Annotated in this window: 22 protein-coding genes and 1 tRNA gene; 18 read left to right on the top strand and 5 right to left on the bottom strand. The window is 42.0% G+C overall.

The genetic code is table 11. The features are described 5' to 3' along the window. Positions 1-204: biotin carboxylase N-terminal domain-containing protein (locus tag I8748_RS21965; RefSeq protein WP_318781252.1), on the bottom strand; the 204-nt coding region annotated here is incomplete at its 3' end. A gap of 521 nt (positions 205-725) precedes the next feature. On the opposite strand from I8748_RS21965, the gene I8748_RS21970 reads away from it, so the two are divergent. The 4 genes from I8748_RS21970 (at position 726) to ccsB (ending at position 5,402) form a co-directional block, all read left to right on the top strand. After that, positions 726-806, top strand: a tRNA-Leu gene (locus tag I8748_RS21970). A 160-nt stretch (positions 807-966) separates the two neighbouring features. Beyond that, the gene (locus I8748_RS21975) at positions 967-1,596 is read left to right on the top strand and encodes a chorismate lyase (RefSeq protein ID WP_198126674.1); all 630 of its coding nucleotides are present in this window, start codon (positions 967-969) and stop codon (positions 1,594-1,596) included. An 896-nt stretch (positions 1,597-2,492) separates the two neighbouring features. Beyond that, positions 2,493-4,250 (top strand): DUF3352 domain-containing protein, encoded by a 1,758-nt coding sequence (locus I8748_RS21980; protein ID WP_198126675.1) that lies wholly within the window; start codon positions 2,493-2,495, stop codon positions 4,248-4,250. 87 nt (positions 4,251-4,337) lie between these two features. Continuing rightward, the gene (gene ccsB / locus I8748_RS21985; RefSeq protein ID WP_198126676.1) at positions 4,338-5,402 is read left to right on the top strand and encodes a c-type cytochrome biogenesis protein CcsB; all 1,065 of its coding nucleotides are present in this window, start codon (positions 4,338-4,340) and stop codon (positions 5,400-5,402) included. Between the two features lie 227 nt (positions 5,403-5,629). Here ccsB and I8748_RS36100 read toward each other — a convergent pair whose 3' ends face one another. Next, the gene (locus I8748_RS36100; RefSeq protein ID WP_198126677.1) at positions 5,630-8,770 is read right to left on the bottom strand and encodes an nSTAND1 domain-containing NTPase; all 3,141 of its coding nucleotides are present in this window, start codon (positions 8,768-8,770) and stop codon (positions 5,630-5,632) included. Between the two features lie 525 nt (positions 8,771-9,295). Here I8748_RS36100 and I8748_RS21995 point away from each other — a divergent pair. The 3 genes from I8748_RS21995 to I8748_RS22005 all read left to right on the top strand — a co-directional run bounded on the left by I8748_RS21995 (position 9,296) and on the right by I8748_RS22005 (position 12,318). After that, positions 9,296-11,167, top strand: coding sequence for an ArsA family ATPase (locus I8748_RS21995; RefSeq protein ID WP_198126678.1), 1,872 nt, complete (start codon positions 9,296-9,298; stop codon positions 11,165-11,167). Between the two features lie 45 nt (positions 11,168-11,212). Then, positions 11,213-11,497 (top strand): hypothetical protein, encoded by a 285-nt coding sequence (locus I8748_RS22000; protein ID WP_198126679.1) that lies wholly within the window; start codon positions 11,213-11,215, stop codon positions 11,495-11,497. Between the two features lie 68 nt (positions 11,498-11,565). Next, on the top strand, positions 11,566-12,318 hold the full coding sequence (locus I8748_RS22005; RefSeq protein WP_198126680.1) for an ATP-grasp domain-containing protein: 753 nt from the start codon (positions 11,566-11,568) through the stop codon (positions 12,316-12,318). 251 nt (positions 12,319-12,569) lie between these two features. Here the strand turns inward: I8748_RS22005 and I8748_RS22010 are convergent, their stop codons facing one another. The 3 genes from I8748_RS22010 to I8748_RS22020 form a co-directional block, all read right to left on the bottom strand. Beyond that, on the bottom strand, positions 12,570-12,971 hold the full coding sequence (locus I8748_RS22010; protein WP_198126681.1) for a hypothetical protein: 402 nt from the start codon (positions 12,969-12,971) through the stop codon (positions 12,570-12,572). 12 nt (positions 12,972-12,983) lie between these two features. Further along, positions 12,984-13,292, bottom strand: coding sequence for a hypothetical protein (locus I8748_RS22015; RefSeq protein ID WP_096539235.1), 309 nt, complete (start codon positions 13,290-13,292; stop codon positions 12,984-12,986). A gap of 134 nt (positions 13,293-13,426) precedes the next feature. Next, the gene (locus I8748_RS22020; protein ID WP_198126682.1) at positions 13,427-13,681 is read right to left on the bottom strand and encodes a gas vesicle protein GvpG; all 255 of its coding nucleotides are present in this window, start codon (positions 13,679-13,681) and stop codon (positions 13,427-13,429) included. Positions 13,682-13,893: 212 nt separating this feature from the next. Here I8748_RS22020 and gvpN point away from each other — a divergent pair, with 212 nt between their 5' ends. The 11 genes from gvpN (at position 13,894) to I8748_RS22075 (ending at position 23,743) form a co-directional block, all read left to right on the top strand. Beyond that, positions 13,894-15,066: a gas vesicle protein GvpN gene (gvpN, locus tag I8748_RS22025; protein ID WP_198126683.1), complete on the top strand. Its 1,173-nt coding sequence runs from the start codon at positions 13,894-13,896 to the stop codon at positions 15,064-15,066. Then, positions 15,063-15,410, top strand: coding sequence for a gas vesicle protein (locus tag I8748_RS22030; RefSeq protein WP_198126684.1), 348 nt, complete (start codon positions 15,063-15,065; stop codon positions 15,408-15,410). The genes gvpN and I8748_RS22030 overlap by 4 nt, the downstream gene beginning before the upstream one ends. Next, a complete protein-coding gene (locus tag I8748_RS22035; protein WP_198126685.1) occupies positions 15,397-15,831 on the top strand; it encodes a gas vesicle protein K in 435 nt (144 codons plus the stop codon). The genes I8748_RS22030 and I8748_RS22035 overlap by 14 nt, the downstream gene beginning before the upstream one ends. Before the next feature lie 36 nt (positions 15,832-15,867). After that, positions 15,868-16,638, top strand: coding sequence for a gas vesicle protein GvpF (gvpF, locus tag I8748_RS22040; RefSeq protein ID WP_198126686.1), 771 nt, complete (start codon positions 15,868-15,870; stop codon positions 16,636-16,638). A 145-nt stretch (positions 16,639-16,783) separates the two neighbouring features. After that, entirely contained in the window at positions 16,784-18,607 is a 1,824-nt protein-coding gene (locus I8748_RS22045) for an AAA family ATPase (protein ID WP_198126687.1), read from the top strand. A gap of 312 nt (positions 18,608-18,919) precedes the next feature. Beyond that, a complete protein-coding gene (locus I8748_RS22050) occupies positions 18,920-19,609 on the top strand; it encodes a GvpL/GvpF family gas vesicle protein (RefSeq protein WP_198126688.1) in 690 nt (229 codons plus the stop codon). A 241-nt stretch (positions 19,610-19,850) separates the two neighbouring features. After that, entirely contained in the window at positions 19,851-20,072 is a 222-nt protein-coding gene (gene gvpA / locus I8748_RS22055) for a gas vesicle structural protein GvpA (RefSeq protein WP_099068598.1), read from the top strand. A gap of 78 nt (positions 20,073-20,150) precedes the next feature. Further along, a complete protein-coding gene (locus I8748_RS22060; RefSeq protein ID WP_198126689.1) occupies positions 20,151-20,870 on the top strand; it encodes a gas vesicle protein GvpC in 720 nt (239 codons plus the stop codon). A gap of 432 nt (positions 20,871-21,302) precedes the next feature. Next, positions 21,303-22,715 carry a response regulator gene (locus I8748_RS22065; RefSeq protein ID WP_198126690.1) on the top strand — a complete coding sequence of 471 codons (1,413 nt, stop codon included), beginning with the start codon at positions 21,303-21,305 and terminating at the stop codon, positions 22,713-22,715. 117 nt (positions 22,716-22,832) lie between these two features. Beyond that, positions 22,833-23,195 carry a response regulator transcription factor gene (locus I8748_RS22070; protein WP_198126691.1) on the top strand — a complete coding sequence of 121 codons (363 nt, stop codon included), beginning with the start codon at positions 22,833-22,835 and terminating at the stop codon, positions 23,193-23,195. 14 nt (positions 23,196-23,209) lie between these two features. Beyond that, positions 23,210-23,743, top strand: coding sequence for a chemotaxis protein CheW (locus tag I8748_RS22075; protein WP_198126692.1), 534 nt, complete (start codon positions 23,210-23,212; stop codon positions 23,741-23,743). Positions 23,744-23,811 lie beyond the last annotated feature (68 nt).

Raw genomic sequence — 23,811 nt, forward strand, 5'->3', positions numbered from 1 at the left:
AATAATATTGGGAATATTCAAATAGCTTTTACCGCTGGCAGGTTCGCCAATGCAAACTGCTTCATCGGCAAGTTGGACGTGGAGAGCGTTACGGTCAACGGTGGAGTGAACCGCAACTGTCGCAATTCCCATTTCTTCACAGGCGCGAAGAATGCGAAGGGCGATTTCTCCCCGATTGGCAATTAATATTTTGTCAAACTTCATTGTCTAGCTTCGATATTAGTACCAGTAGATTGACATTTTCCCCCATCCCATTTGCAACAACGCTTTCGCTTTATCTCAAATTATGACAGGAGATTCCCAAGCCTCATTCCAAGCAAAGTGTAGATGCCTCCAGTGGACACTGCGTTGCAAAGGACAGTTGCATGGTGAGCTAGCGCTGTCTCGCTGCCCAGAGGCTAGCAAGCAAGTATCCGTGGCGGTTTCCTCAGATGCAGAATCTGACTTTTCGCCTCTACGGGTCTTAACTAGACTAACAACTTTATTGCAGCTGCTAGTCTTGGTCAGTTTCCCTCTCCTAGGCTTTTGCAAACGCACGGTATATCCCACAATAGCTATACCCCTTTTAATATCTCTTGATTAGCTACTACATTTCTGTCAGTCTGATATCCACTTTTGGAAATTGGCGATCGCTTCAACTTAAATTTCTGGTAAATTCCAAAAAATTAAATATTACATTACTATATTCACTTTGTTGTGCTACTATTTTCTATTAGATAAGTTATGCGGATGTGGCGGAATTGGTATACGCGCACGTTTGAGGGGCGTGTGGCTTTGCCTTGCGAGTTCGAGTCTCGCCATCCGCATTTTTTAGTGAATAGTCAAGGTCAGTAGTCAATAGACAAGAGTTATTAGTCATTGACTGCTGATATTTTTTATTTGTCCATGGACTATGAACTTTCGACTATGGACTCACTGTTGATTTTTTGTGCTTTTATAGAAATAGGTGAACTTTTGTAAAGAACATTGACTGCAACTTTTACTCCGAAAGACAACCCAACACTGCCAGCAGCGTGGCATCGCCTCACTCCGATTTGGCAAGGTGGGGAGGAAGTTATCCAGGAGAGTTTGCCTCATACTCATCTGGCACCAACTTGGCAAATGCTGCTTTTAGGTGACGGTTCGCCGACAAGGCATTTAGAGTTGCTTACAGGCGAACCTACAGAAGTAGATGTGATTGACATGTCATTGATTGGCATGGATTTAGATGCTGCTCCCGAATTAATTCAAGCTGTACCAGGGCCACGACTAAGACGACAGGTATGGCTACGCACCGCTTCAGGTCAGCGATTGGCGTATGCTAGCTCGTGGTGGGAAGCCAGTCATGTAGATGAGTACCTGCAAAATCGTTCATTGCCAATTTGGGCGAGTTTGGCGCGTCTCCGCACAGAGTTGTATCGCGATGTGCGAGGAATTTACTATGGTTATTCAGATGCCCTAGAGTCAGGGTTTGAGGTGGCTGGGCCTTTTTGGGGTCGCCACTACTTGTTTTGGCATCATGGACAACCGCTAACGCTGATTTATGAAGTTTTCTCGCCTTATTTAACCAAGTATTTGGGGCCTATGCAGCTCAGCTCCACTAATGGAAAGGTATAAGCTATCGTATACAGCAGTTTGCTCAAAGCCTTAAAATAACTCGGTTTCTAACGCCAGGTGCTACCCTGCGGGTTCCGCTTTAGCGGTACAAGTCGGGTTTCCCGACGCCAGTCGCAAGGGCTGTCGGCTAAGCCTTTCGGCAGTCGCTCATGGGAGTTTCCACGCCACTTGACAGCAGTCAGCTCAAGTGGCGTTGGAGATTAGGGGTAAGGATTTAAAGCTTTTGCCCAACCTGCAAATTATGCAATATATTCCACAAAATTTAATATTTAACTAAGTAAGTAGGCTATTGTTAGGTTTTAGCTGCAAATATCGCCATCTAGTCATTATTAAAGCCTAAAATCTTCGTTAAATGAGTATTTTTATGCGCTGCGATAAAAATAGCGATCGCTCATTAGAAAAAATCACAACAATAGTTGTAAATATAACAAATATACTGGTACAAAATTGCTGATTCTATGAGGTAGGTGACTGCCAAAAGCGCCTACCAAGACTAAAGTTGATAAATCAAATTACTCTCATTTAATAAAATCGAATACAACGTATTTAAGTGTTATCTACATAGATTAGTATGGCTTGCTAATGACTTGCAGCTTTTTCAAGTTAGTTATATTCTCAGAGTGTTGGAAATCATAGAGCCATATGCCCAGGAATTGCTGGTATCAGCAGTTGAGCGAAATTAACATGCAAAATTCTACAAAGCGTGTTAAAAAGGTTAACTAGCTATAAATTCACCACTTTTGAATAAATAGTAGGAAGTTTTATAACTTAATTTTTATTAAAGGTTTAGGGTGGAAAAATTAAGCAATTACCTGCCATAAAGACAAGGAAACTTTTTGGTTTACTTGATCAATCAAGCAAATAATTAAGTTCGCAAGTATGAGGTAGAGTTTTTTATGGCACTGCCCATTGTGTCTATTCCTATGAAGAAAACAAAGAAACCATCTCTGGTGCTGACTCTCTCAGCTGCTGGGCTATTAATTGCTGTGGGAAGTACAGCATACTGGTTATTAACCCAAGGACAACCACTTTGGAGAGATTTGCCAGCGGGTGCAAACATCATTCCTCAAGACGCTGTGTTTGCAGTTTCTTTAACTACAGATCCCAAACAATGGCAGAAATTGCATGAATTTGGGACAAAAGAAACCCAAGCAGAACTGGAGAAAAATTTAGTACAATTGCGCGATCGCTTTCTTACTAGTAATGGTTACGACTTCGAGAAAGATATTCAACCTTGGGTCGGTGATGAAGTCACCCTGGCAATTTTAGCTCCAGAACCGAGTAAACCTCAAATCAAACCAGTGGCTAGCAACCAAGATGTTGCTAGCAATGATCAATCCATGGTGATGGTGTTACCTGTGAAGAACCCAGAAATAGCCAAAAGCATCTGGACACAACCCAAAGCCCTCAAACAAGGTAAATGGATTTCGCGCACATATCAAGGCTTAGACATTAAACAAACTGATGGACAGGCAGGGGAAAGCCTTTCTGCAACATTAATAGATGGGCATTTGCTAGTGATTACTGACAATGCCAAAACCACAGAACGAGCGATTGATGCCTATAAAAGTAAAGCAACTCTGGCAACAACAGGAGGTTTTGCCGAAAATATTTCCAAAATCGCCAGTTATCATCCCTTTGCCCAGTTTTATATCAATGTCCCAACTGCTGCCAAAATAGCCACTGCTTCTCCAAACCGCCATTTGCCTGCACAAGTCTTAGCCCAACTTCAGAATAACCAAGGTTTAGCAGGAACAATTACTCTAGAGCCTGAAGGTATAAGCTTAAAGGGTGTTTCATGGCTCAACCCTAACAGTCAGCGTGTGCTAACGGTGGAAAACCAAGCCGGGAAAATGCAAAACCGCTTACCAGCAGAAACATTAATGATGTTGTCTGGTGGTAACTTACAAAGGTTGTGGGGGGATTATGTTTTAACATCCCAAGGAAATCCTCTTTCACCCATAGCACCAGAACAGCTACGAAGTGGAGTGAAATCTCTGACTAATCTTGATTTAGATCAAGATTTACTCAGTTGGATGAAAGGAGAGTTTTCAGTCTCAGTGATTCCCAGTAACCCAAAAGATGGTTCACCAGAAGATTTTCGTGCGGGTTTGGTGTTCATGGTACAGGCAAGCGATCGCAAATTAGCTGAAGCTTCCCTACAAAAACTGGATGATGTGATGAAAAATCAATACCAGTTTCAGATTCAACCGAGAACAGTTGCAGGTCAACCTGTTGTCAACTGGATTGCACCTTTTGGTACTTTAACTGCAACTCACGGCTGGTTAGATCAAGATACCGCTTTTTTAAGCCTAGGCGCTCCTGTTATGGATAAAATTTTTCCCAAACCCAATAACACCCTAGCTAGCACTGTTCCCTTTCAACAAACAGTTCCCACAGAACTCAATCCGAATAATGGGCAATTTTTCCTAGATGTGGAACGGACGATGAAAAATTTTCCCATACCACCGCTATTCCCCAATCAAAAAACTTTACTAGCAGCAACACGTTCAATAGGGGTAACAGCAGCTGTTAGCGACAATCGCAGTACCCGCTACGACATTTTTTTTGCACTCAAAAAAGCTAATGATTCAGTGATACCCAACAAGAGCAATAATGCTGCACCCACACCAAATATCACCCAATCTCCATGATCACAATTGCCAGAGTTAGCCTCTAAGCAGATAGGATCAGAAAAGTCAGAATTAATATTTTAAAGAATTCACTGGGGAGAACGCTTTATGAATCTGGTTAGACTCCAGAATTGGCTGGACAATGCCTCATTTGCCGTCTTATTCCTGACCATGTTGGTGTATTGGGTGGGCGCTGCTTTTCCCAATCTGTCGGCAACTGCGGCTTTAGGTACAGCGGGGATGGCGATCGCTAATTTGTGCATAGCTACCCTTTTAGGCTCACGATGGATAGAAGCTGGTTATTTTCCTTTGAGTAATTTGTATGAATCTTTATTTTTCTTAACTTGGGGAATTACTACCATTCATTTAATTGCCGAAAATGCCAGCCGTAGCCGCTTAGTAGGAGTTGTCACCGCGCCTGTGGCTATGGGGATCACTGCTTTTGCTACCCTGACACTGCCATCAGAAATGCAAGTCGCAGAACCTTTAGTACCTGCGTTGAAGTCCAATTGGCTAATGATGCACGTCAGTGTGATGATGTTAAGTTATGCCGCTTTAATGGTGGGTTCTTTATTAGCGATCGCTTTTCTGATTGTGACTCGCGGTCAAAACATTCAACTACAGGGCAGTTCTGTTGGTACAGGTGGCTATCGCAGCAATGGCTACCGCTTGCAAAAAGCAAGTGAACTGATTTCTCAACCACCAACACCCCCTGTAGAAAATAACGGCTTTGCTCGTCATGAGCGCAATAACAACGGTAACGCTAGTACAGCTGTTCTAGGAGCAGTACTCGCAACCCCAATTCAAAACCAACAATCAATCGAAAATTCAGAACCTCTTTCACCCCAGCGCCTTAGCCTGGCTGAAACCCTCGACAACATGAGTTATCGCGTCATTGGATTGGGATTTCCCTTGCTGACGATTGGCATTATTGCTGGTGCTGTTTGGGCAAACGAAGCTTGGGGTTCTTACTGGAGTTGGGATCCTAAAGAAACTTGGGCATTAATTACTTGGTTAGTTTTCGCCGCCTATCTGCATACCCGCATCACTCGTGGTTGGCAAGGGCTGCGTCCGGCAATTTTAGCCGCCACTGGCTTTTTTGTTGTCTGGATTTGCTATCTTGGTGTGAATCTTTTAGGTAAAGGTTTGCATTCTTACGGGTGGTTTTTCTAAGCTGTATTTACACTAACTGAAGCGAATATATTTTGCGATCGCAGTTGTCTATCAATGCTAAATAGTATCAGGGTCAACACCAAGCGATCGCAAATGTTCTTTCAATCTTTATACTTGTGATTCTGCCTGTTGCCTCGCTAATCTTTCTTGCTTGAGTGCTTCAGAAAGCAAAGAAGTGAGATTGTTCATTCAACCTGCCAGCACAGTTGAACAAGTCATAGGTCGATTTATTGGTTCTCTGCGCGTACTGATTGCCAAGCAAGGCGATTTTTCCAGTGCGATGTGAAATTAAGTTGAACTGCTTGGTTGAAGTCCTCCAAAGCTGCTAAAAAAGGTTTTTCTTTTAGCTTTGCTGCACCTTGGTTGTTCCACTGTTTAGGGCATTGTGGATTCCATACATATTTTTGACAAGTTTGGTGGGCAATTTCTACATCGCTACCATTTTCAGGATTTTGAAAGACGGGATGATAATTTAACTTATTACAGCAAACTTGCAACCACTCTTGCCACCCACAGCGCCACAAGCCCACTGTTCCATCAAGACGACCACTGGCAATCAGTTGACCATCAGGGCTAAAAACTGCGGAATTTACCCAATACTCATGTCCGCGCCAAGGTTGACCGATGGGGTTGCCGTTCATATCCCACAAGCGCACTGTAGAATCATTGCTAGCACTGACAATCCAGTTGCCATCTGGGCTAAAGGTAACAGAATTAACTTCTTTTTCATGTCCGCGCCAAGGTTGACCGATAGGATTGCCGTTCATATCCCACAAGCGCACTGTAGAATCATTGCTAGCACTGACAATCCAGTTGCCATCTGGGCTAAAGGTAACAGAATTAACTTCTTTTTCATGTCCGCGCCAAGGTTGACCGATGGGATTGCCGTCAATATCCCACAAGCGCACTGTAGAATCATTGCTGGCACTGACAATCCACTTGCTATCAGGACTAAAGGCAACAGAATTAACTTCTTTTTCATGTCCGCGCCAAGGTTGACCGATGGGGTTGCCGTTCATATCCCACAAGCGCACTGTAGAATCATTGCTGGCACTGACAATCCAGTTGCCATCTGGGCTAAAGGTAACAGAATTAACTTCTTTTTCATGTCCGCGCCAAGGTTGACCGATGGGGTTGCCGTCAATATCCCACAAGCGCACTGTAGAATCATTGCTGGCACTGACAATCCAGTTGCCATCTGGGCTAAAGGCGACAGAATTGATCCAATTCTCATATTTGCGGTGCGATCGCCCGATGACCCGCTCTTGTAATATTTGATCTAGCTCCCACAAACGCACAGTTTTATCGCCACCACTGATAATCAGCTTGCCATCGGGACTAAAGGCTAAGGAATTAACCTGTCCTTCATGTCCCCGCCAAGGTTGAGTAATGGAGTTGCCTTCAATATCCCACAAGCGTATTGTGCGATCGCAGCTACCACTAATAATAAACTTGCCATCAGGGCTAAACGCTACAGAATTTACACGTCCTTCATGCCCGCGCCAAGGTTGACCGATGGGATTACCTTGGATGTCCCACAACCGCACTGTAGAATCACTAGTACCACTGACAATAAACTTGCTATCGGGACTAAAGGCGATGCAAATAATTTTTGCCTCATGTTTGTGCCAGGGTTGAGCGATGGTGTTACCTTGTAAATCCCACAAACACACCGTTCCGTCAAAACCAACACTGATAATGCGTACCCCGGAGGGGTTGGCGCAGCCATCGCTATTTGGACTAAAGGTGACGGAAATAAGTCCTTCCTTGTGTCCGCGCCAAGGTTGAGTAATGGCGTTACCTTGTAAATCCCACAAACACACTGTTCCGTCAAAACTAACACTGACAATCAACTCGCCATTTGAGCTAAAGGCGACGGCAATAATTCCTTCCTCATGTCCCTGCCACGGTTGAGTAATGAGATTACCTTGTAAATCCCATAAACACAAAATTCCGTCAATACTGCCACTAACAATAAACTTGCCATCAGGACTAAAGGCTAGACAATTAACCTCTTGCTCGTGCCCCAACAAAAATTGAGCAGTAGGATTGCCAATGATATTCCACAAGCACACCGTAGAATCACTACTCCCACTGGCAATAAACTTGCCATCAGGACTAAAGGCTACGCAATTAACCTCTTGCTCGTGTCCGCGCAAGCTATTTGCCTCTGTAGGTGTGTTCGTTGCTTCCTTTAAGCTTCCCAAAACAGAAGCTAGAAGCTGGTTTGGGTATTTCTCTAGATTCTCACCCATTGTTTGAATTGCCAGCACCAAGCCCTCTAGCGGTTGGACGGGAAGTAAATTCAAAACCCTAGCGGATTGCTCGCGCAGTTTTACTTCAGTCAGTGCAAGGTTTAACTTTTGAATCTCTTGTTCCTTTTCTCTCAAATGGCGATCGTGCCATCCAACGCTAGGATTAATAAATTGATTAGCTTGTTCGCTGAAATAACTAAATATTTGCTCTTTTAGTTCTTGATAAGTCTTTGTTTGCAGAACCCGGTTTTGAATATTTTCGCTTTTCCAAAGTACATCTAGAGTGTATTGCAGAAGTGGTAAAGAATCACCTTGTTGATGAAAATCATGAATAATTTGCTCAATTAGTCCTGATTCAAAGGTAACGCCATTTCTAGCAGCAGGTTCAGCGATCGCTAACTTTAATTCGCCATCGCTCATTCTAGTGAGAATACAACTATAGCGATCGTGGATCTTCGCAAGTTGCGGATACTGACTAAATCTATCCAAAAAATTAGATCGCATTGTTAAAACAATTTTGACAGAGCTATCCTGCTGCTGGATCAAATGAAAGAGACTAGCAACAAATTTGTCACGTTCTGGCTTTTGAGTTTTCGTAAATAGTTCTTCAAATCGGTCAATAACAATCAGAACGCACTCATAATCTTGTTTGAGTAATGCGACAATTTTTATTAGAGTATTTTCTCTTATTTCTCGACCAATATCCGCTATTTTTGATTGTTTTCCATAGGTAAAAGCCAGACACTTATAAAGAGATTTAAAAGGATTTTTATTGGGTTGAAAACTTATATTAATTAAGGAAGTTTTATGATATCCTAAATAAGGAATTAAGCCTGCCATCATCAATGATGATTTGCCACTGTATGCTGCTCCTAAAAGCAAGAGTGCGTCATCTTTTTTTAAGCGATCGCTAAGATTAGCAATCCACTTACCCCGACCAAAAAATTTGTCTTTATCTTTAATTTCAAAAGTTTTTAATCCTAAGTAGGGAGAGTCTATTTTGAGTGGGCGACGATGAATGTCCTCAGACTGGCTATCAGAAAAAAAGTTGTATTCAGAAATACCTTGGACATTGTATCCAATATTTATATCGCCTTCAGAACTGTTAACCATCTTATCTCCTTACCTTTGGACGCCCCTGGCTAAATCTTTCCCTCAGTTATAGTTCCTCGGCTAGTCTTTGTAAGTACCTCAACAAAATTAATTAGCAAAGAAAGGCAGGAGGCAGAAAGAAGAAAATACAATTCTTGATCTGTGCCAATTAGGGCGACTAGAAGTCGCAGCTACACAGGCAAAGTCCACCTACGTGGACTAATGAAAAAGTAAGGATCTTAACTCAGATCTTGCACCTCTACGTACAACCCCAGATAAAGTAAAAAGATGCGAGATAAAGCTACCTCATTTTTATGGGCTTTTATCGCTAAATCAAGGGTTTCGCTTTTTTACTGAGTAATTAAATTACATCAATTTTTCTTGGTGCAAGATATGAGTTAACCCGCGCAGGCGGGTTTTGTCTGTATAGGCGCGACTTCTAGTCGCCAAGGCTAGTTTTAAATATCTTTATTCAGCGAAATTACTTAAGTCACTTTTAAAAATATGTAGTAACTTTATCCTAAAACGCCCTAAATGACAAACGGGATGGAACTTTTTGATAACCTACACCTTGCTATGTTTAGCGGCAAAGGTGGAGTCGGAAAAACAACAATCTCTTGCACCTTTGCATGTCGTTGGGCGCAGAAATTTGTCAACGAGCAAATTCTTTTAATCTCAACCGATCCGGCTCACTCTCTTGGAGATGTTTTACAAGTCAGCGTTGATGACATTCCTCGTCCCATAGCAGAAATACCTAATCTGCAAGTAAGGGCGTTGGATGCAAAGCTTCTCTTACAAAAGTTTAAAGAACGTTACGGTCAGGTGTTAGAACTTTTAGTAGAGCGCGGTAGTTTTGTTGAAGGAGAGGACTTGCTTCCAGTTTGGGATTTAAATTGGCCTGGACTGGACGAATTGATGGGTTTGTTAGAGATACAACGCCTCTTCAATGAACAGCAGGTAGATCGAGTAGTAGTAGATATGGCTCCTAGCGGTCATACTCTCAACTTGTTTGGATTGATGGATTTTTTAGACACTTTCCTCCACTCTCTGGAACTATTTCAAGAAAAGCATCGCTATATTAGCAAGACTTTTGCTGGAAGTTACACACCCGATCGCGCTGACGAATTTTTGCAAACCCTGAAAGCTGAACTATCACAAGGTCGCCGTCTGCTTCAAGATCCTAAGCATACAGCTTGTTTGTTAGTTGCGATCGCCGAACCAATGAGTTGGCTGGAGTCAAAACGATTCCTAGAAGCCTTACAAACCATGCAGGTTCCTTGCGGAGGGTTGTTTGTCAACCAAGTCCTTGCCAGTGCCACTGACCCAGATCGTTACCAAGAACAACAACCTCTCATCGGCCAGTATACCGATCTTGCTAACCGCAAGCCGATTTTTATCGTGCCACAGCAAGATAAGGAGCCTTTGGGAATTCTAGCCCTCAGCCATCTGATCGACCAAATCCATGTTCCTCAGCTTGAACCGCTATTTCCTATCGATCTACTCCCAGTTCAATGGCCTGAAACAATTCCTCCTAGCTTTGGAGATTTTCTCGCTCAAGGTCGTCGCCTGTTACTAATTGGCGGTAAAGGTGGAGTAGGCAAGACCACAGTAGCAGCTGCCATTGGTTGGGCTATGGCTCAACAACATCCCGATCGCAAAATTCGTATGGTTTCCATCGATCCAGCTCACTCCTTGGGTGATGCCTTTGGTCTGAGTTTAGGACACGAACCATATCAAATAACTGCCAATCTTCGAGGTCAGGAAGTAGATAGCGATCGCCTTCTGGAGCAATTCAGAGCCGATTACCTGTGGGAACTGGCCGAAATGATGAGTGGCGAAACCCAAACAAGCGAAGCTATTGAATTGGCTTATGCTCCTGTTGCTTGGCGCAAAATTGTCGAGCAAGCTTTACCAGGGATTGATGAAATGCTTTCTCTGTTAACAGTAATGGAATTGCTAGAGCAACAAGAAGAAGACTTGATTATTTTAGACACTGCTCCTACAGGTCATCTTCTGCGTTTTCTAGAAATGCCAACTGCACTAGCAGATTGGCTAGCTTGGATTTTCAAACTCTGGATTAAGTATCAGAATGTCCTTGGTCGTACAGAGTTTATGGGGCGTTTACGAACTTTGCGACAGCGCGTCGTCAAAGCCCAAAAAGTGCTAAAAGACCCACAACAAGCAGAGTTCATTGGCGTTACGCTTAACCAGACCAGCGTACTTGCCGAACAACAACGCCTATTCAAATCTCTGCAAGAAATAGGTGTAAGCCAGAATTACCTTGTTCTCAACCGCTTTACTTCTACAGCAACCATTAATTGCGATTTTCCAGGTTTGACAATGGTTCGCTTACCAGTGCTTCCTCGCTCAGTTCAACCTTTAGAACGCATCCAAGCAGCCGCAGCCTGTTTATTTTAACGGCTAATTAGACTAAATACTTTCATATCCAAAGAGAAATTTATTATGCATCGCACTCCAAATCGCAGACAAATTCAAGCCAAACTTAGCTCAATGCCTCCTCAACGTTCTCAAGCAAGAGTTTACTTAAATGCTTACAAAATGATGTTGGAAAAAGAGCGTTTAGAGCAGGAACTACAGAAACTCGAAGCACGCCGACATCAGATTCAGCAGCGCCTTGCTATTTTAAATAGTCAAATCATTTCTGAAGAGGACATCACCCATCAGCAAGCAAATACTGACTTAGAGGACAATACACCCAAATTCAACACCATAACATTGGAATACTAAAATTTTTATACCTTTTGTCTCATTTTTGGACAACAATGTAAATAGTATTTGAAATTCTTACAACTGCATTGATTTCTAAGGCTTTTATCCAAGAACAAGGTAATGGACGGCTCGGACATGAGGAGCAACTTGTTAGTGAAGAACTCAGAGCCAGAGGCATACCAATTACTTTTTATACCCTAAAACGTATTCACAGGCGACAACTGGCACTTGATAATGAGTCTTTAGTTGTTGGTGATATGCCATGTATTTTAGGAGCAATCAAACAGCTTGGTATTCCAGAACCGAAGCCTAATGATTATCCTGCTTCACTAAAGAACTTCATGCACCGCCGGACATGGACATCTACCTTAGAACAGTTAGAAATAGAATTAAGCAAAGGTAGATCTGCGCCAACATTTGCTAAACCTGCTACACGCCGTAAACGCTTTACAGGTTATGTTTTTGAATCGGAATATGATTTGTGCCAAGTCTACGGAGTCTCACGCCAAGAGCCGTTGCTGTGTTCAGAAGTTGTATCTTGGGTAAGTGAGTACCGAATTTATGTGGTTCATTCACAAATTAGAAGCATTGATCATTATGATGGTAATCCCAATATTATACTAGATATTGAAAAAGTTCTCTGTGCTATTCAAGCTTTAGACAATGCAGGAGAATCAATTGCTGGATATGCAATTGATTTCGGAGTTTTAGATTCTGGAGAAACTGCTCTGGTAGAAATGAATGATGGTTTTGCAATTGGAGCATACAAAATTGATAGAAAAAACTATACAGATATGATTTTGGCAAGATGGGAAGAGCTTTTAATGAGCGTAAAATAAGATGTACACAGTCTAAAAATCATTTTTTATATACAGCTACAGGCTTAAAATCCGCGTTTAAAATGTGCCTTTAATTTGTAAATAAAAAGTAAGAAAATTTAATGATTAGTCAATGTTAAACCATGATGGCTAATTACTTCTATGAGGAGCTACCGCATATCTTGATTGCGCTGTCGAAGGAAGCAGATAGAACAACCATTTATCCCCAGTGAGTGGAAGCTTATCGTCCGGTTAAAACTAATTGCCTAAAATTAGCCAGATCGCTTTACAAGGAATGGAGAATCGACATCTAAAAGCCAATTCTCATCAATAAATTCTAGATTTTCATTATAAATAAGAACTAATTCACCAAGTTTTTGAGCATTGCTACTTGCAGTTTTCATATTATCAACAGCATCAGCTATGAGCAAAAACTTTAGTTGTAAAAAACGTTCTTTGTGAGTAACACCTATTGAACTGCTAACTAATTCGGCTTCTAAGGTACGAGGTAACGTAATTTGCTCATAATATTCATCTTTTTCATCCCAATAGCCACGCACTTTATAATCACACTGGTCAAGATGTTCTTGAACAAGAAGATTAGCATCTAAACTTTGTAATATTTCAGTTAAATCTTGCCAAACTTGATGATTTTTTAATTCGAGTCTTGTCATAGTTATGTGAGTTTAATGTTCTGTTACCAAACCAGGGAAGTGCAATATATCATCAATGAATTTTGCATGAAATCGGCGATCTCCACCTTTACCTAAGACTTTAGATTTCAAATCGTAGCCCGATTCTTGGGAAGCCACCAACCCAACATTACCGCGAGGAGGTACAATTCCTTTCTCAATGGCTTTTAAATGTTTTCCCTTTTGATCGTATTTTAATCCCAGCTTTATTTGTTCGCCGCCAAATGAAACTAGCAGACCACTGATTGAAAGATATACAGTATCAGGTTGAATATCTGCCCAATTATCGGGTAAAGCTTCCATTAAATTACTATTTATATAGTAGAAGCATAATTTATTTAAGTATAATAGTTAACAATAATTTTAAAACTAACGTGAGTCTCCAACGGAGGCGCACGTTAATTAAAGCAACAAATCACACAAGCTAAAAAAGAATTTCAATACTCTTGTGTCCGATCGCGTTCCTGCTTTTCTGCTTCCAAAATCGCTAACAAAAGAGCTTCTTCCTGAATTTCAAACTCTTCTTCAGCAATTTCTCCCATATCAAAAGCAAGTTGCAGTGCAAGAAGCTGCTTGCTGAGATTTTCTTTATCATCAATTTCAGTACTTGCTTGTTCTAAAATTTTTTCCCCAAGCCACGTTACCCCCATTAATGGGCCGGTAATCGGTAATAGTAAAAAGCGCAGAACCATATCACTTTACACCTGTGTGGATTTATTAAACCTGTCCTCGCAAGACCGTAATCATGCTGATGACATAAATATTAAACATTACTAGTCTTGTGTTGATGTCAAAATGCGTAGGATTTGAGTCCAGTTAAGGCTTATTGACATCCGTATTTTATATATTCGATGTGCAAAAAATTACTTATTTATAAAATTCCTATTGAGGAGGTACTTAGAGCTTGACAACAGTATTAAATGCATCTCCCCAGCGATTTGTCAATACCCCTGCTGTTCAACGCGTCGCTCAACGTGCTTTGCGCTATCTACAGTCAGGTTTTTCAGTACATTTACGTGGCGCGGCCGGAGTCGGAAAAACTACTCTGGCAATGCATCTAGCTGATTTGCTCAACCAGCCTATCATCCTCTTATTTGGAGATGATGAGTTTAAAACCTCAGACTTGATTGGTAATCAATTAGGTTACACCCGCAAAAAGGTTGTTGATAACTTCATCCACAGCGTTGTCAAAGTTGAGGATGAACTGCGACAACACTGGGTTGACGCACGATTAACCCTAGCTTGTAAAGAAGGATTTACACTGGTTTACGACGAATTCAATCGATCGCACCCAGAGGTAAATAACGTTTTACTTTCCGTACTTGAGGAGAGGTTGTTAGTATTGCCAACAAACCAGCATCGAGCCGAGTATATCCGGGTTCATCCTCAGTTTCGGGCAATCTTAACATCAAATCCTCAAGAGTATTGTGGAGTCCATGCAACTCAGGATGCTTTGATGGATCGTGTTATTACCATCGATATGCCTCCACCTGATGAACTAACTCAGCAGGAGATTGTAATTCAGAAAACAGGCATAGATTCTGAGAAAGCAGACAAAATCGTGCGCTTAGTGCGAATGTTTTGGAGTCGATCTGGCTCTGGACAAGGCGGTGGCTTACGTTCCTGTCTGATGATCGCTAGAATCTGCCACGAACACGAAATCTCCGTCAACTTTGAAGAGCCTAACTTCCAAGATATTTGTGCCGATATCCTACTTACTCGCACGAATCAACCTCGTATGGAAGCAACTCGGCTACTGGAAGAGGTTTTGCGTGAATTGTATCATAGTACAAATACTCAATCTCAGTCAGCAGAAGAGATAATACCAGACAATCAAAATCAGATTGTATTGGAACAACGAGTACCTTACGAGCATGAAGTCTATAACTATTTGTGCAAGTCTCCAGGAAGGCGTTTCTCTGATTTGGCAGCAGAATTAGGGATCGATCGCAGTCAAATTGTAGCTGCACTCAAGTCTCTTAGAGAGCAGGGAGTATTATTGCAAATGCAGGGTAATACTGAACTGCCAAACATATCACAAGTGGCTTTTGATTCAGGCCATTTAATAAACAAATGAGTACTCATACTAACCGGGGAGTTATCACAGCAACTCAAGGTTCTACCTTGGCAGATATTCTCGAACGGGTTTTAGATAAAGGCATTGTGATCGCCGGAGATATTTCTGTTTCCGTCGGCTCCACAGAACTGCTCAACATTCGGATTCGTTTGTTGATTTCTTCTGTTGATAAAGCCAAAGAGATTGGAATTAACTGGTGGGAGGGCGACCCCTATCTTAATAGTCAAACTCGCACCTTATTAACAACTAATCAACAACTTCAAGAGCGTATTGCCAGTCTAGAAACAGAACTGCGATCGCTCAAAGCACTCAATCCTATTAATCATCAGAATGCAGGCGATTAGCAAATCAAAAGGTTCCGATTCAGGTTTAGCACCGTTGTTACTGACGGTTGTTGAACTGATACGCCAACTCATGGAAGCTCAGGTGATTCGGCGCATGGATGCTGGCAACCTCAGCGACTCTGAGTTAGATCGGGCAGCTGAAAGCCTGCGACAGCTTGAAGAACAGGTTGTTAAGCTTTGCGAGGTGTTTGATATTGACCCAGCAGATCTAAATATTAACTTGGGTGAAATAGGAACTTTACTTCCCCAATCTGGAGGATATTACCCTGGCGAAACCTCCAGTCAACCCTCTATTCTAGAACTCCTCGATCGCCTATTAAATACTGGTGTGGTAGTTGAAGGTGACTTGGACTTAGGACTGGCTCAGTTGAACTTAGTTCATGCCAAGTTAAGACTAGTACTCACCTCTAAACCCCTGTAACTTTTTTATCTACATTCTTATTGGTAATACATTGCTATGAGTTATGGCTTTTACATTTATGGAATTTTGACCTTGCCTGCTCCAGAAAATTTAAATTTAGAGGGTTTAGATCGGCAACCCGTACAAATTAAAATTTTGGATGATTTTGCAGTAATCTACTCTGAAGCACAGCAAGAGCGTTATTTGGCAAGCCGTCGTAACCTGCTAAGTCATGAGAAAGTCCTTGAGGAAATCATGCAAGCAGGCGATGTCTACGACGGGCTACGCCAACGCAATTTACTACCCGTACAATTTGGGCTTTTGGTTGCAAGCTGGGAAACGTTTTCACAACAATTAATTCGTCCTCATCAAGAAGAATTGACGCAATTGCTTGCGAAATTATCAGGTCGCCGAGAAGTTAGCGTCAAAGTTTTTTGGGATACCGAGGCAGAAATTCAGGGATTGTTAGCAGAAAATCCAGATATCAAAACCGAAAGGGATAAGCTAGCCGGTCAACCTCTGAATATGGAGCAGGTAATCCAAATAGGACAAGCCATCGAACAGGGAATGAGCGATCGCAAACAAGGCATCATAAATTTATTTCAAGGTACGCTCAACTCCATTGCGATCGATGTAGTGGAAAATAATCCCCAAATGGACACAATGATTTACAACGCCGCCTACCTAATTCCTTGGGAAGCAGAATCACAATTTAGCGAACAGGTAGAAGCACTCGATCACCAATTTGAAGAACGTTTGCGAATTCGCTACAACAACTTCACTGCTCCATTTAACTTTGCTCGTCTGCGATTATTCAGTTCCAACTAAACAACAGATTTCTTACAAAAGTCTTTTTTTCCTTCTCTTCTTTGCGTCTTTGCGCCTTTGCGTGAGGTAGAAGATTCTTTTTCCCAACATTCGTGCAAGAAGCCTATTTTTAAATCTTTCTCTATCTTTTATTTAAATAAAATCAATGGACGACATATTTAAAGGATTTGAACAGCTACTAGAAATCGCCAAAGCATTAGAAGAAAAAGCAGAGAAAGGCGAGTTAAAAACTTCTATTCAAATTCGCTCTCATAATCTCAGTAGTATTCCCCGACAAGGTAATATTCCCAGAAAAAGTAATTCCAGCCGAGTCAGTTCCAATTCCACCGTTGGCACCACACCAATGGATGATGCTGAAGTTACCCCTCCATCACCTCGGACGAACTCAAAAACTTATTGGCAAGATGTCGGTGGCTTGGGTGATATTCTCAAAGAAATCAGAGAGTTAGTTGAAATTCCACTGAAACGTCCAGACTTATTGGCAAAATTAGGCTTAGAGCCTCCGCGTGGGGTTTTGCTAGTTGGCCCGCCTGGTACGGGAAAAACTTTAACAGCCCGCGTTTTGGCAGAAGAGTTAGAGTTAAACTACATCGCCATCAATGGCCCAGAGGTGATGAGCAAGTATTACGGGGAAGCAGAAGCCCGTTTGCGAAGTATTTTTGAGAAAGCAACTCGTTCTGCTCCCTGTCTGATATTTATTGATGAAATTGACAGTCTCGCTCCAGATCGCAGCCAAGTAGAAGGTGAAGTTGAAAAAAGACTAGTGGCGCAGTTGCTTGGGTTAATGGATGGATTTGCCAAAACTGAGGGCGTACTCGTACTAGCAGCAACAAATCGTCCCGATTATCTCGATCCGGCGCTGCGTCGTCCGGGACGCTTCGATCGCGAAGTTCATTTTCGCGTTCCCGATCGCAATGGACGATTGGAAATTCTCACGATTTTAACAAGTGCCATGCCCTTGGAGACTTTGATTGATTTAGGAGCGATCGCCGATTTGGCTGTCGGTTTTGTTGGTGCCGATATCAAAGCACTTTGTCAAAAAGCAGCATACATTGCCCTTCGTCGTCAAGTCCCCTCGCTCAACAGTGCCATTCCTGAGAACATGACTGTCATCCAGCAGGATTTTCTCGAAGCAATTAAGGAGATAAAACCCTCAGTTCTCAGATCTGTAGCAGTTGAAGCACCAAATGTAAGTTGGGATGACATTGGTGGTTTGGATGATGTGAAACAAAAACTTCAAGAATCTGTAGAGGGCGCACTCCTTTATCCCGAACTATACGAGCAAACCAGAGCCAAGCCTCCCCGTGGAATTCTGTTGTGGGGGCCGCCGGGAACGGGAAAAACATTACTTGCAAAAGCGATCGCTTCCCAAGCTAGAGCCAACTTTATTGCTGTGAATGGCCCGGAATTACTCAGCCGATGGGTAGGAGCCGCAGAACAAGCAGTCAGAGAACTTTTTGGCAAAGCTCGGCAAGCAGCACCTTGCGTTGTGTTTGTAGATGAAATAGATACCCTAGCACCAGCGCGGGGACGATTTAGTGGTGATTCTGGAGTTAGCGATCGCGTTGTCGGTCAACTGCTCACCGAATTGGATGGGTTGCATGAATGCCCCAAAGTATTGTTAGTAGGAGCAACCAATCGTCCAGAAACCCTCGATCCTGCCTTGCTCAGAGCCGGAAGATTGGACTTACAAATCAAAATCGATCTACCAGATCGAGCCAGCCGATTAGCGATTTTACGAGTTCACAATCTAGATCGTCCCTTGGTTGATGTCGATTTAGAAACTTGGGCGACAGTTACCGAAGGTTGGAATGGCGCAGACTTGGCTTTGTTAAGCAATCAAGCTGCTTTAAGTGCAATTCGTCGATACCGCGCTCAGGGATTAAGCGACTCCAGCCTGATTCAGATTACAAATGATGATTTTCAAGCTACATATCAAATGCTTGCTAATCAGCATCAATCTGAATAAAAAGGGAGTGGGGAGTAGGGAGTAGGGAGTGGGGAAAGAAACCTTTTTGATATTTGGTTGTGAGATTTTCTCGTGATTAGCTGACTTGAAAAAACGCAGAAGTTCAAAGCGGAAGCTACTTATACCGTTTCTTTGTGAAGCTGCGCCAAATTCTTCTCCATACCTCTTCTCTTCGCGTTCTACCCTTCTCCTTCAAAGACGCTACGCGAAGGGGAAGCCACTTCGTGCGGCAGTTGCTACAAGTCGGGGAACCCGCCCAACGCACTGCCTTGTCTATGTGTCCTTCGTGGTTCGTTTAAATATTTCAAATTTATGCCAATATACGCTTATACGCTTTTAGTGCCGATCGCGTCACCGCTTGTTCTACCTTTAGGGATGGAAAGGAATACTGAACTCGTTTACTCTTCTGGGTTAGCTGCGATCGTAGAGCCGGAAATCTCACTGGAAGCATTACAAGCATCCGATGAGCGTTTACTTCAAGCTGTATTAACCCACGATCGCGTAATTCGAGAACTTTTTCAACAAACTCCCCTTCTTCCCCTACGCTTTGGGAGCGGTTTTAACTCGCAAGAAACACTGCTGAATCATCTAGAAAAACACCAACAGCAATATCTAGAAACCCTAACTCAGCTAAGAGACAAAGTTGAGTACACTTTAAAAGCTACACCCTGTAATTTGCTTGACGATTCTGACACTATTGATGCTAGGGGAAAAGCCTATTTATTAGCTAAAAAACAACGCTACCAAACACAGCAAGCATTTCAAGCACAACAATCCGAACAGTGGGAACTCCTGAACCAGTTAATTCTCAAAACCCATACAAATGTTATCTGTGAGACTCGACACCCAGATATGCGGCAAATACACTTTTTGGCCCAGCGCAACGATTCAACGCTTAGTACGCAGCAGTTTTATCTCTGGCAGTTACAATGCTCGCACTGGCAATTGGCACTGAGTAAACCTCTACCACCATATCATTTTCTCAAAAATTCTCTCATTTAAATTCATAAAAAATAATATTTAAAATTTTTCAAGAAAAAATAAAGACGAGATGATTTTTTCTTTTATTGTTTCGTCTAGAAAAAATATTGTGAACTTTTTAGTATTTTTTTATTTTCTTGTATTTATCTTATGTTTTTGGGAACACTAAATCCAGGAAGAATAAAACACATTGTGTAAGTTTTACCTACTGCTCGATAGAGCAAGATGAAACCAATAATTAGATTTATGTGAGGAAAAGAAAATGGCTGTTGAAAAAGTTAACTCATCTTCTAGTTTGGCTGAAGTTATTGACCGCATTTTGGATAAAGGAATTGTAGTTGATGCTTGGGTGCGTGTTTCTTTAGTTGGTATTGAACTGCTAGCAGTCGAAGCTCGTATTGTGATTGCTTCAGTTGAAACTTACTTAAGATATGCCGAAGCAGTTGGTTTAACATCTCAGGCTGCTGTTCCGGCTGCTGCTTAACACCACATTAAAAAAGGGAGTCTTCATTCATGGCTCCCATTTAATGTTTCTAGTTAACAAAATAGGAGATTTCAGCTGATGGCTCTCAAGAATTTATGGGAACAAGAGCGACAAGAGCGATTGCAAATAACTGCTGAACGCCGTCAACAAGTTAACCAGTGGAAACAGCTAACTCAACAAGAATTGCAGTTGCAAGCAGATCTGCTTCATCAAGAATTGAGCAGTTATGTTACCAGCCTTCACAACAACAGAAAGTTACAACAGCAGCAATTTCAGCAAGAGATTGTAGAGCGGCAATTGGAAATATTGCAAATAAAAACAGATGTCTGCCAACGCCAACAAGAATACCGCCAACAGCGGGCAGCAAAGGCTCAGGCATTATTCCAAGATTTGCAAAATTTCCGGGCAATTTTACATAAAAGTGTTTGGGGCGATGTCTACGACGGGCTGTGCCTACGCAGTCATGGACAAGCAGTTTCCCCAACTCCTGCTAAAAAAGAAAAATTAGTGGCAACGGTTCCAAAATTGGCAATCTCCCGTTCTGCAATTAAAGCCACTGGTTTTCGTCCTACCGTCAATACCATGACAAGGAAAGTGCCTGTGTTAAATGCAGATACTGTTAAATCTAAAGTGCAGCAATATATTCAGCAAGCCCAAGGAGCAACTCTAATAGAAATTGAAGAGGTGATAGGCTTAAGCCGGGTACAAACAATAGATATCCTGCGCTCCTTGATTAAGCAAGGAATACTAGAACAACGCGATCGCCAATACTTTATTCGGCAACAAACAATTTCTTGACAAACTTGATTCCAGCTCATTTTTTGTAATTGTAGACTAGCGGCTCTTGCGATCGCTTGTGTCTTTTGCCTGAAGCCGGCATAGTACGCAATCGATAAGCATTAAAGCTGGTCTATGCTTTGTAGTATTGAACATTTCCATCTTTTTTTAAGGTCTGTATTGACAAGCAATTGTCTCAGTATATGTGACATTGGCAAAGTAATATAGATAACTTATATCTAATTAACAAAAGAGCTTAAATCTTTGTTCGAGCTTCCGGCTTTGAACTTTAAAAATGTCCGGATTGGAAAGGGATATAACAAGCTGAGGTAGCTCAATTAAAGTTTTGAACTGTGTTATTGGCGATCGCACGATGAGGTTAATAAGCTGGATTGTTTGGGGAATTCTAATGTAAATGCAAAACTCAAGATATATAAGGAGGTGCGATCCATTGTGAATCAATTGATCGAGCAACTTCAAACTAAATTATTCACAGGCAGGCTAAATCTTGAAGCCAGGGACGGGCCGACTTGGACGCTATATTTTCGTTTAGGACGATTAATTTGGCAGGCAGGCGGTTCTAATGCCAATGAGCGATGGCGACGATACTTGTCGCAATACTGTCCCAATCTGGATGTGACAAAGTTGGAAGGGCTTGTCTCTCCCCAGGAAAGTTATCGCGAGTATTGCATTCTTGCTAAGTTGCGAGAACAAAAATTAATCGAACAACAACAACTTGTTAGCCTGATTACAAGCTTAATAGCTGAAGTCATGTTTGATGTAATCCAGTACATTGAAACCAAAAGAAATGCCAACAATCCATCAGGACAGTTGTCACCTACTACCGTTGTTGGTGCAGTTCCTGGGTTTCTCCTAGCTGTAATACCAACTGAGGAAGTCTTAAAACAGGCTACACAAGCCTGGCAAGAATGGCGAGATGCAGGATTGGCTAGTTACTCGCCCAATTTATATCCTGTCATTCAACAACTTGAGCTACTTCAAGGACAAGCATCCGCTAAACAGATTATTTCTCTAGTTGATGGTACAAAAACTTTACGAGGTCTAGGGCAAAAAAGTGGTCGAGATGTCTTAGCTTTGACTCGGTTATTGATGCCATTGATAAAAGCAGGGGCGATCGCTTTTTCACCCACCCCAAGCTCTAGAAAGGTTGGGATTAGTCAAGAAACTGGCAACCTGTCCAGTGCAGTTAATAATCCCAATTCTTTACTGAAGACAGAAGAGAACACTGTTATACAAGTTGCACCCCCAGCGACTAGCAAACAAATTGTCAGTCCGTCCAGTGCAGTTAATAATCCCAATTCTTCACTGAAGACAGAAGAGAACACTGTTATAAAAGTTGCACCACCAGCAACTAACAAACAAATTGTCAGTCCGTCCAGTGCAGTTAATAATCCCAATTCTCCACTGAAAACAGAAGAGAATACTATTATTATACAAACTGCCCCTCCAGCGGCTAGCAAAGCAATTATTGATGTCTCAAAACCTTTAGTAGCCTGTGTAGATGATAGCCTAACAATCTGTCGCAGTTTAGAGGAAATTATCAGCCAACAAGGTTACCGCTTTGTTGGCATTCAAGACTCTTTGACGGCAGTTTTAAAGCTAATTAAAAGCAAGCCCGACTTCATTTTTTTGGATCTTTTGATGCCAAAAGTGAATGGCTATGAAATTTGTTCTCAAATCCGTAAAACTCCAAGTCTCAAAGATGTGCCAGTTGTCATCTTAACGGGGAAAGATGGAATAGTAGATCGGATGCGAACAAAATTAGTAGGGGCAACTGACTTTTTGGGTAAACCCGTAGAGGCAGAAAAAGTACTTAATGTGTTGCACAAGTATTTAAGCGTTTAGGTTGAAGCGACACTCCTACCAGTGGCTACTCTACACCCATTTTCAAAACAGATTTTTGGATTAATTCATTTGTCGCAATTATTTTTCAAATTCTGAATTAAATAGTTAGGAATAAAAATGAAAAAAGTTCTTTTAGTTGAAGATAGCCTCACAGAATCCGAAAAGATGACACGTTACCTGGAACAAGGAGGATATTCAGTTTATGAAGTTCGCAGTGGTGAAGAGGCTCAACTACGGTTAAAACAACAAAAACCTGACTTAATCTTACTGGATTTGATTTTGCCAGGTCAAAGTGGATTTGAGTTCTGCCGCAAGTTGAAAGCCGATCCGATAACAAAAGCAATCCCGGTAGTAATTTGCTCAACTAAAAACACAGATGTTGATAAAACTTGGGGCACTATGAGTGGTGCCGATGCCTATTTAGTCAAACCTGTAGATGAAAATACCTTGCTCCAGACTGTTAGTAAATTTATTCGCTAAAGGAAACTGGGGCAATGGTACAGGGCAATGGTAGCTTTAGAGCGCTACCCATTAATAGCCAATTTCCACTTGAAAACTCTCCCCAAGGAAACAACCAGAGGTTTTTAAGATTTCCGTTAAATGGAAAGGTAAACGGGTTACTCCCACTAGCCGATTTGCGGGGAGTAATTCAAGTTGCACTCACAGAGATTTTACCAGTGCCGCAGGTAGCAGAATTCTTGTTAGGCATCATGAATTGGCGGGGGGAAGCTATCTGGATTCTTGATTTAGCAGGTTTACTGGGAGCAACACACTGGTGTCGGCGAGAAAATGTACGCAACTCTGGCATGGCGATGCTTGTTCAAGTCCAGAATCAAACTGTCGGGCTGTTGGTGGAGCAAGTCAATACCATTGAAGTTTATGACTCCCAAGAGCGGTTAGCGATTTCGGCATCGATGTTACCCGCCCGACTCAAATCGTTCTTGCAGGGTTACTTTATGGATGCTCAAGGTAACCCTTTGATGTTAGTTGACACCCATGCTGTGATTCAAGCCCTTCAGTCTCTTTAAAGTTCAGAGCTTCTGATCGAAGGAAGGCAGGAGGCAGGAGGCAGGAGGCAGAAGGAAGATAATACAGT

It is taken from the genome of Amazonocrinis nigriterrae CENA67, assembly GCF_016056305.1.
Classification (GTDB): Bacteria; Cyanobacteriota; Cyanobacteriia; order Cyanobacteriales; family Nostocaceae; genus Amazonocrinis; species Amazonocrinis nigriterrae.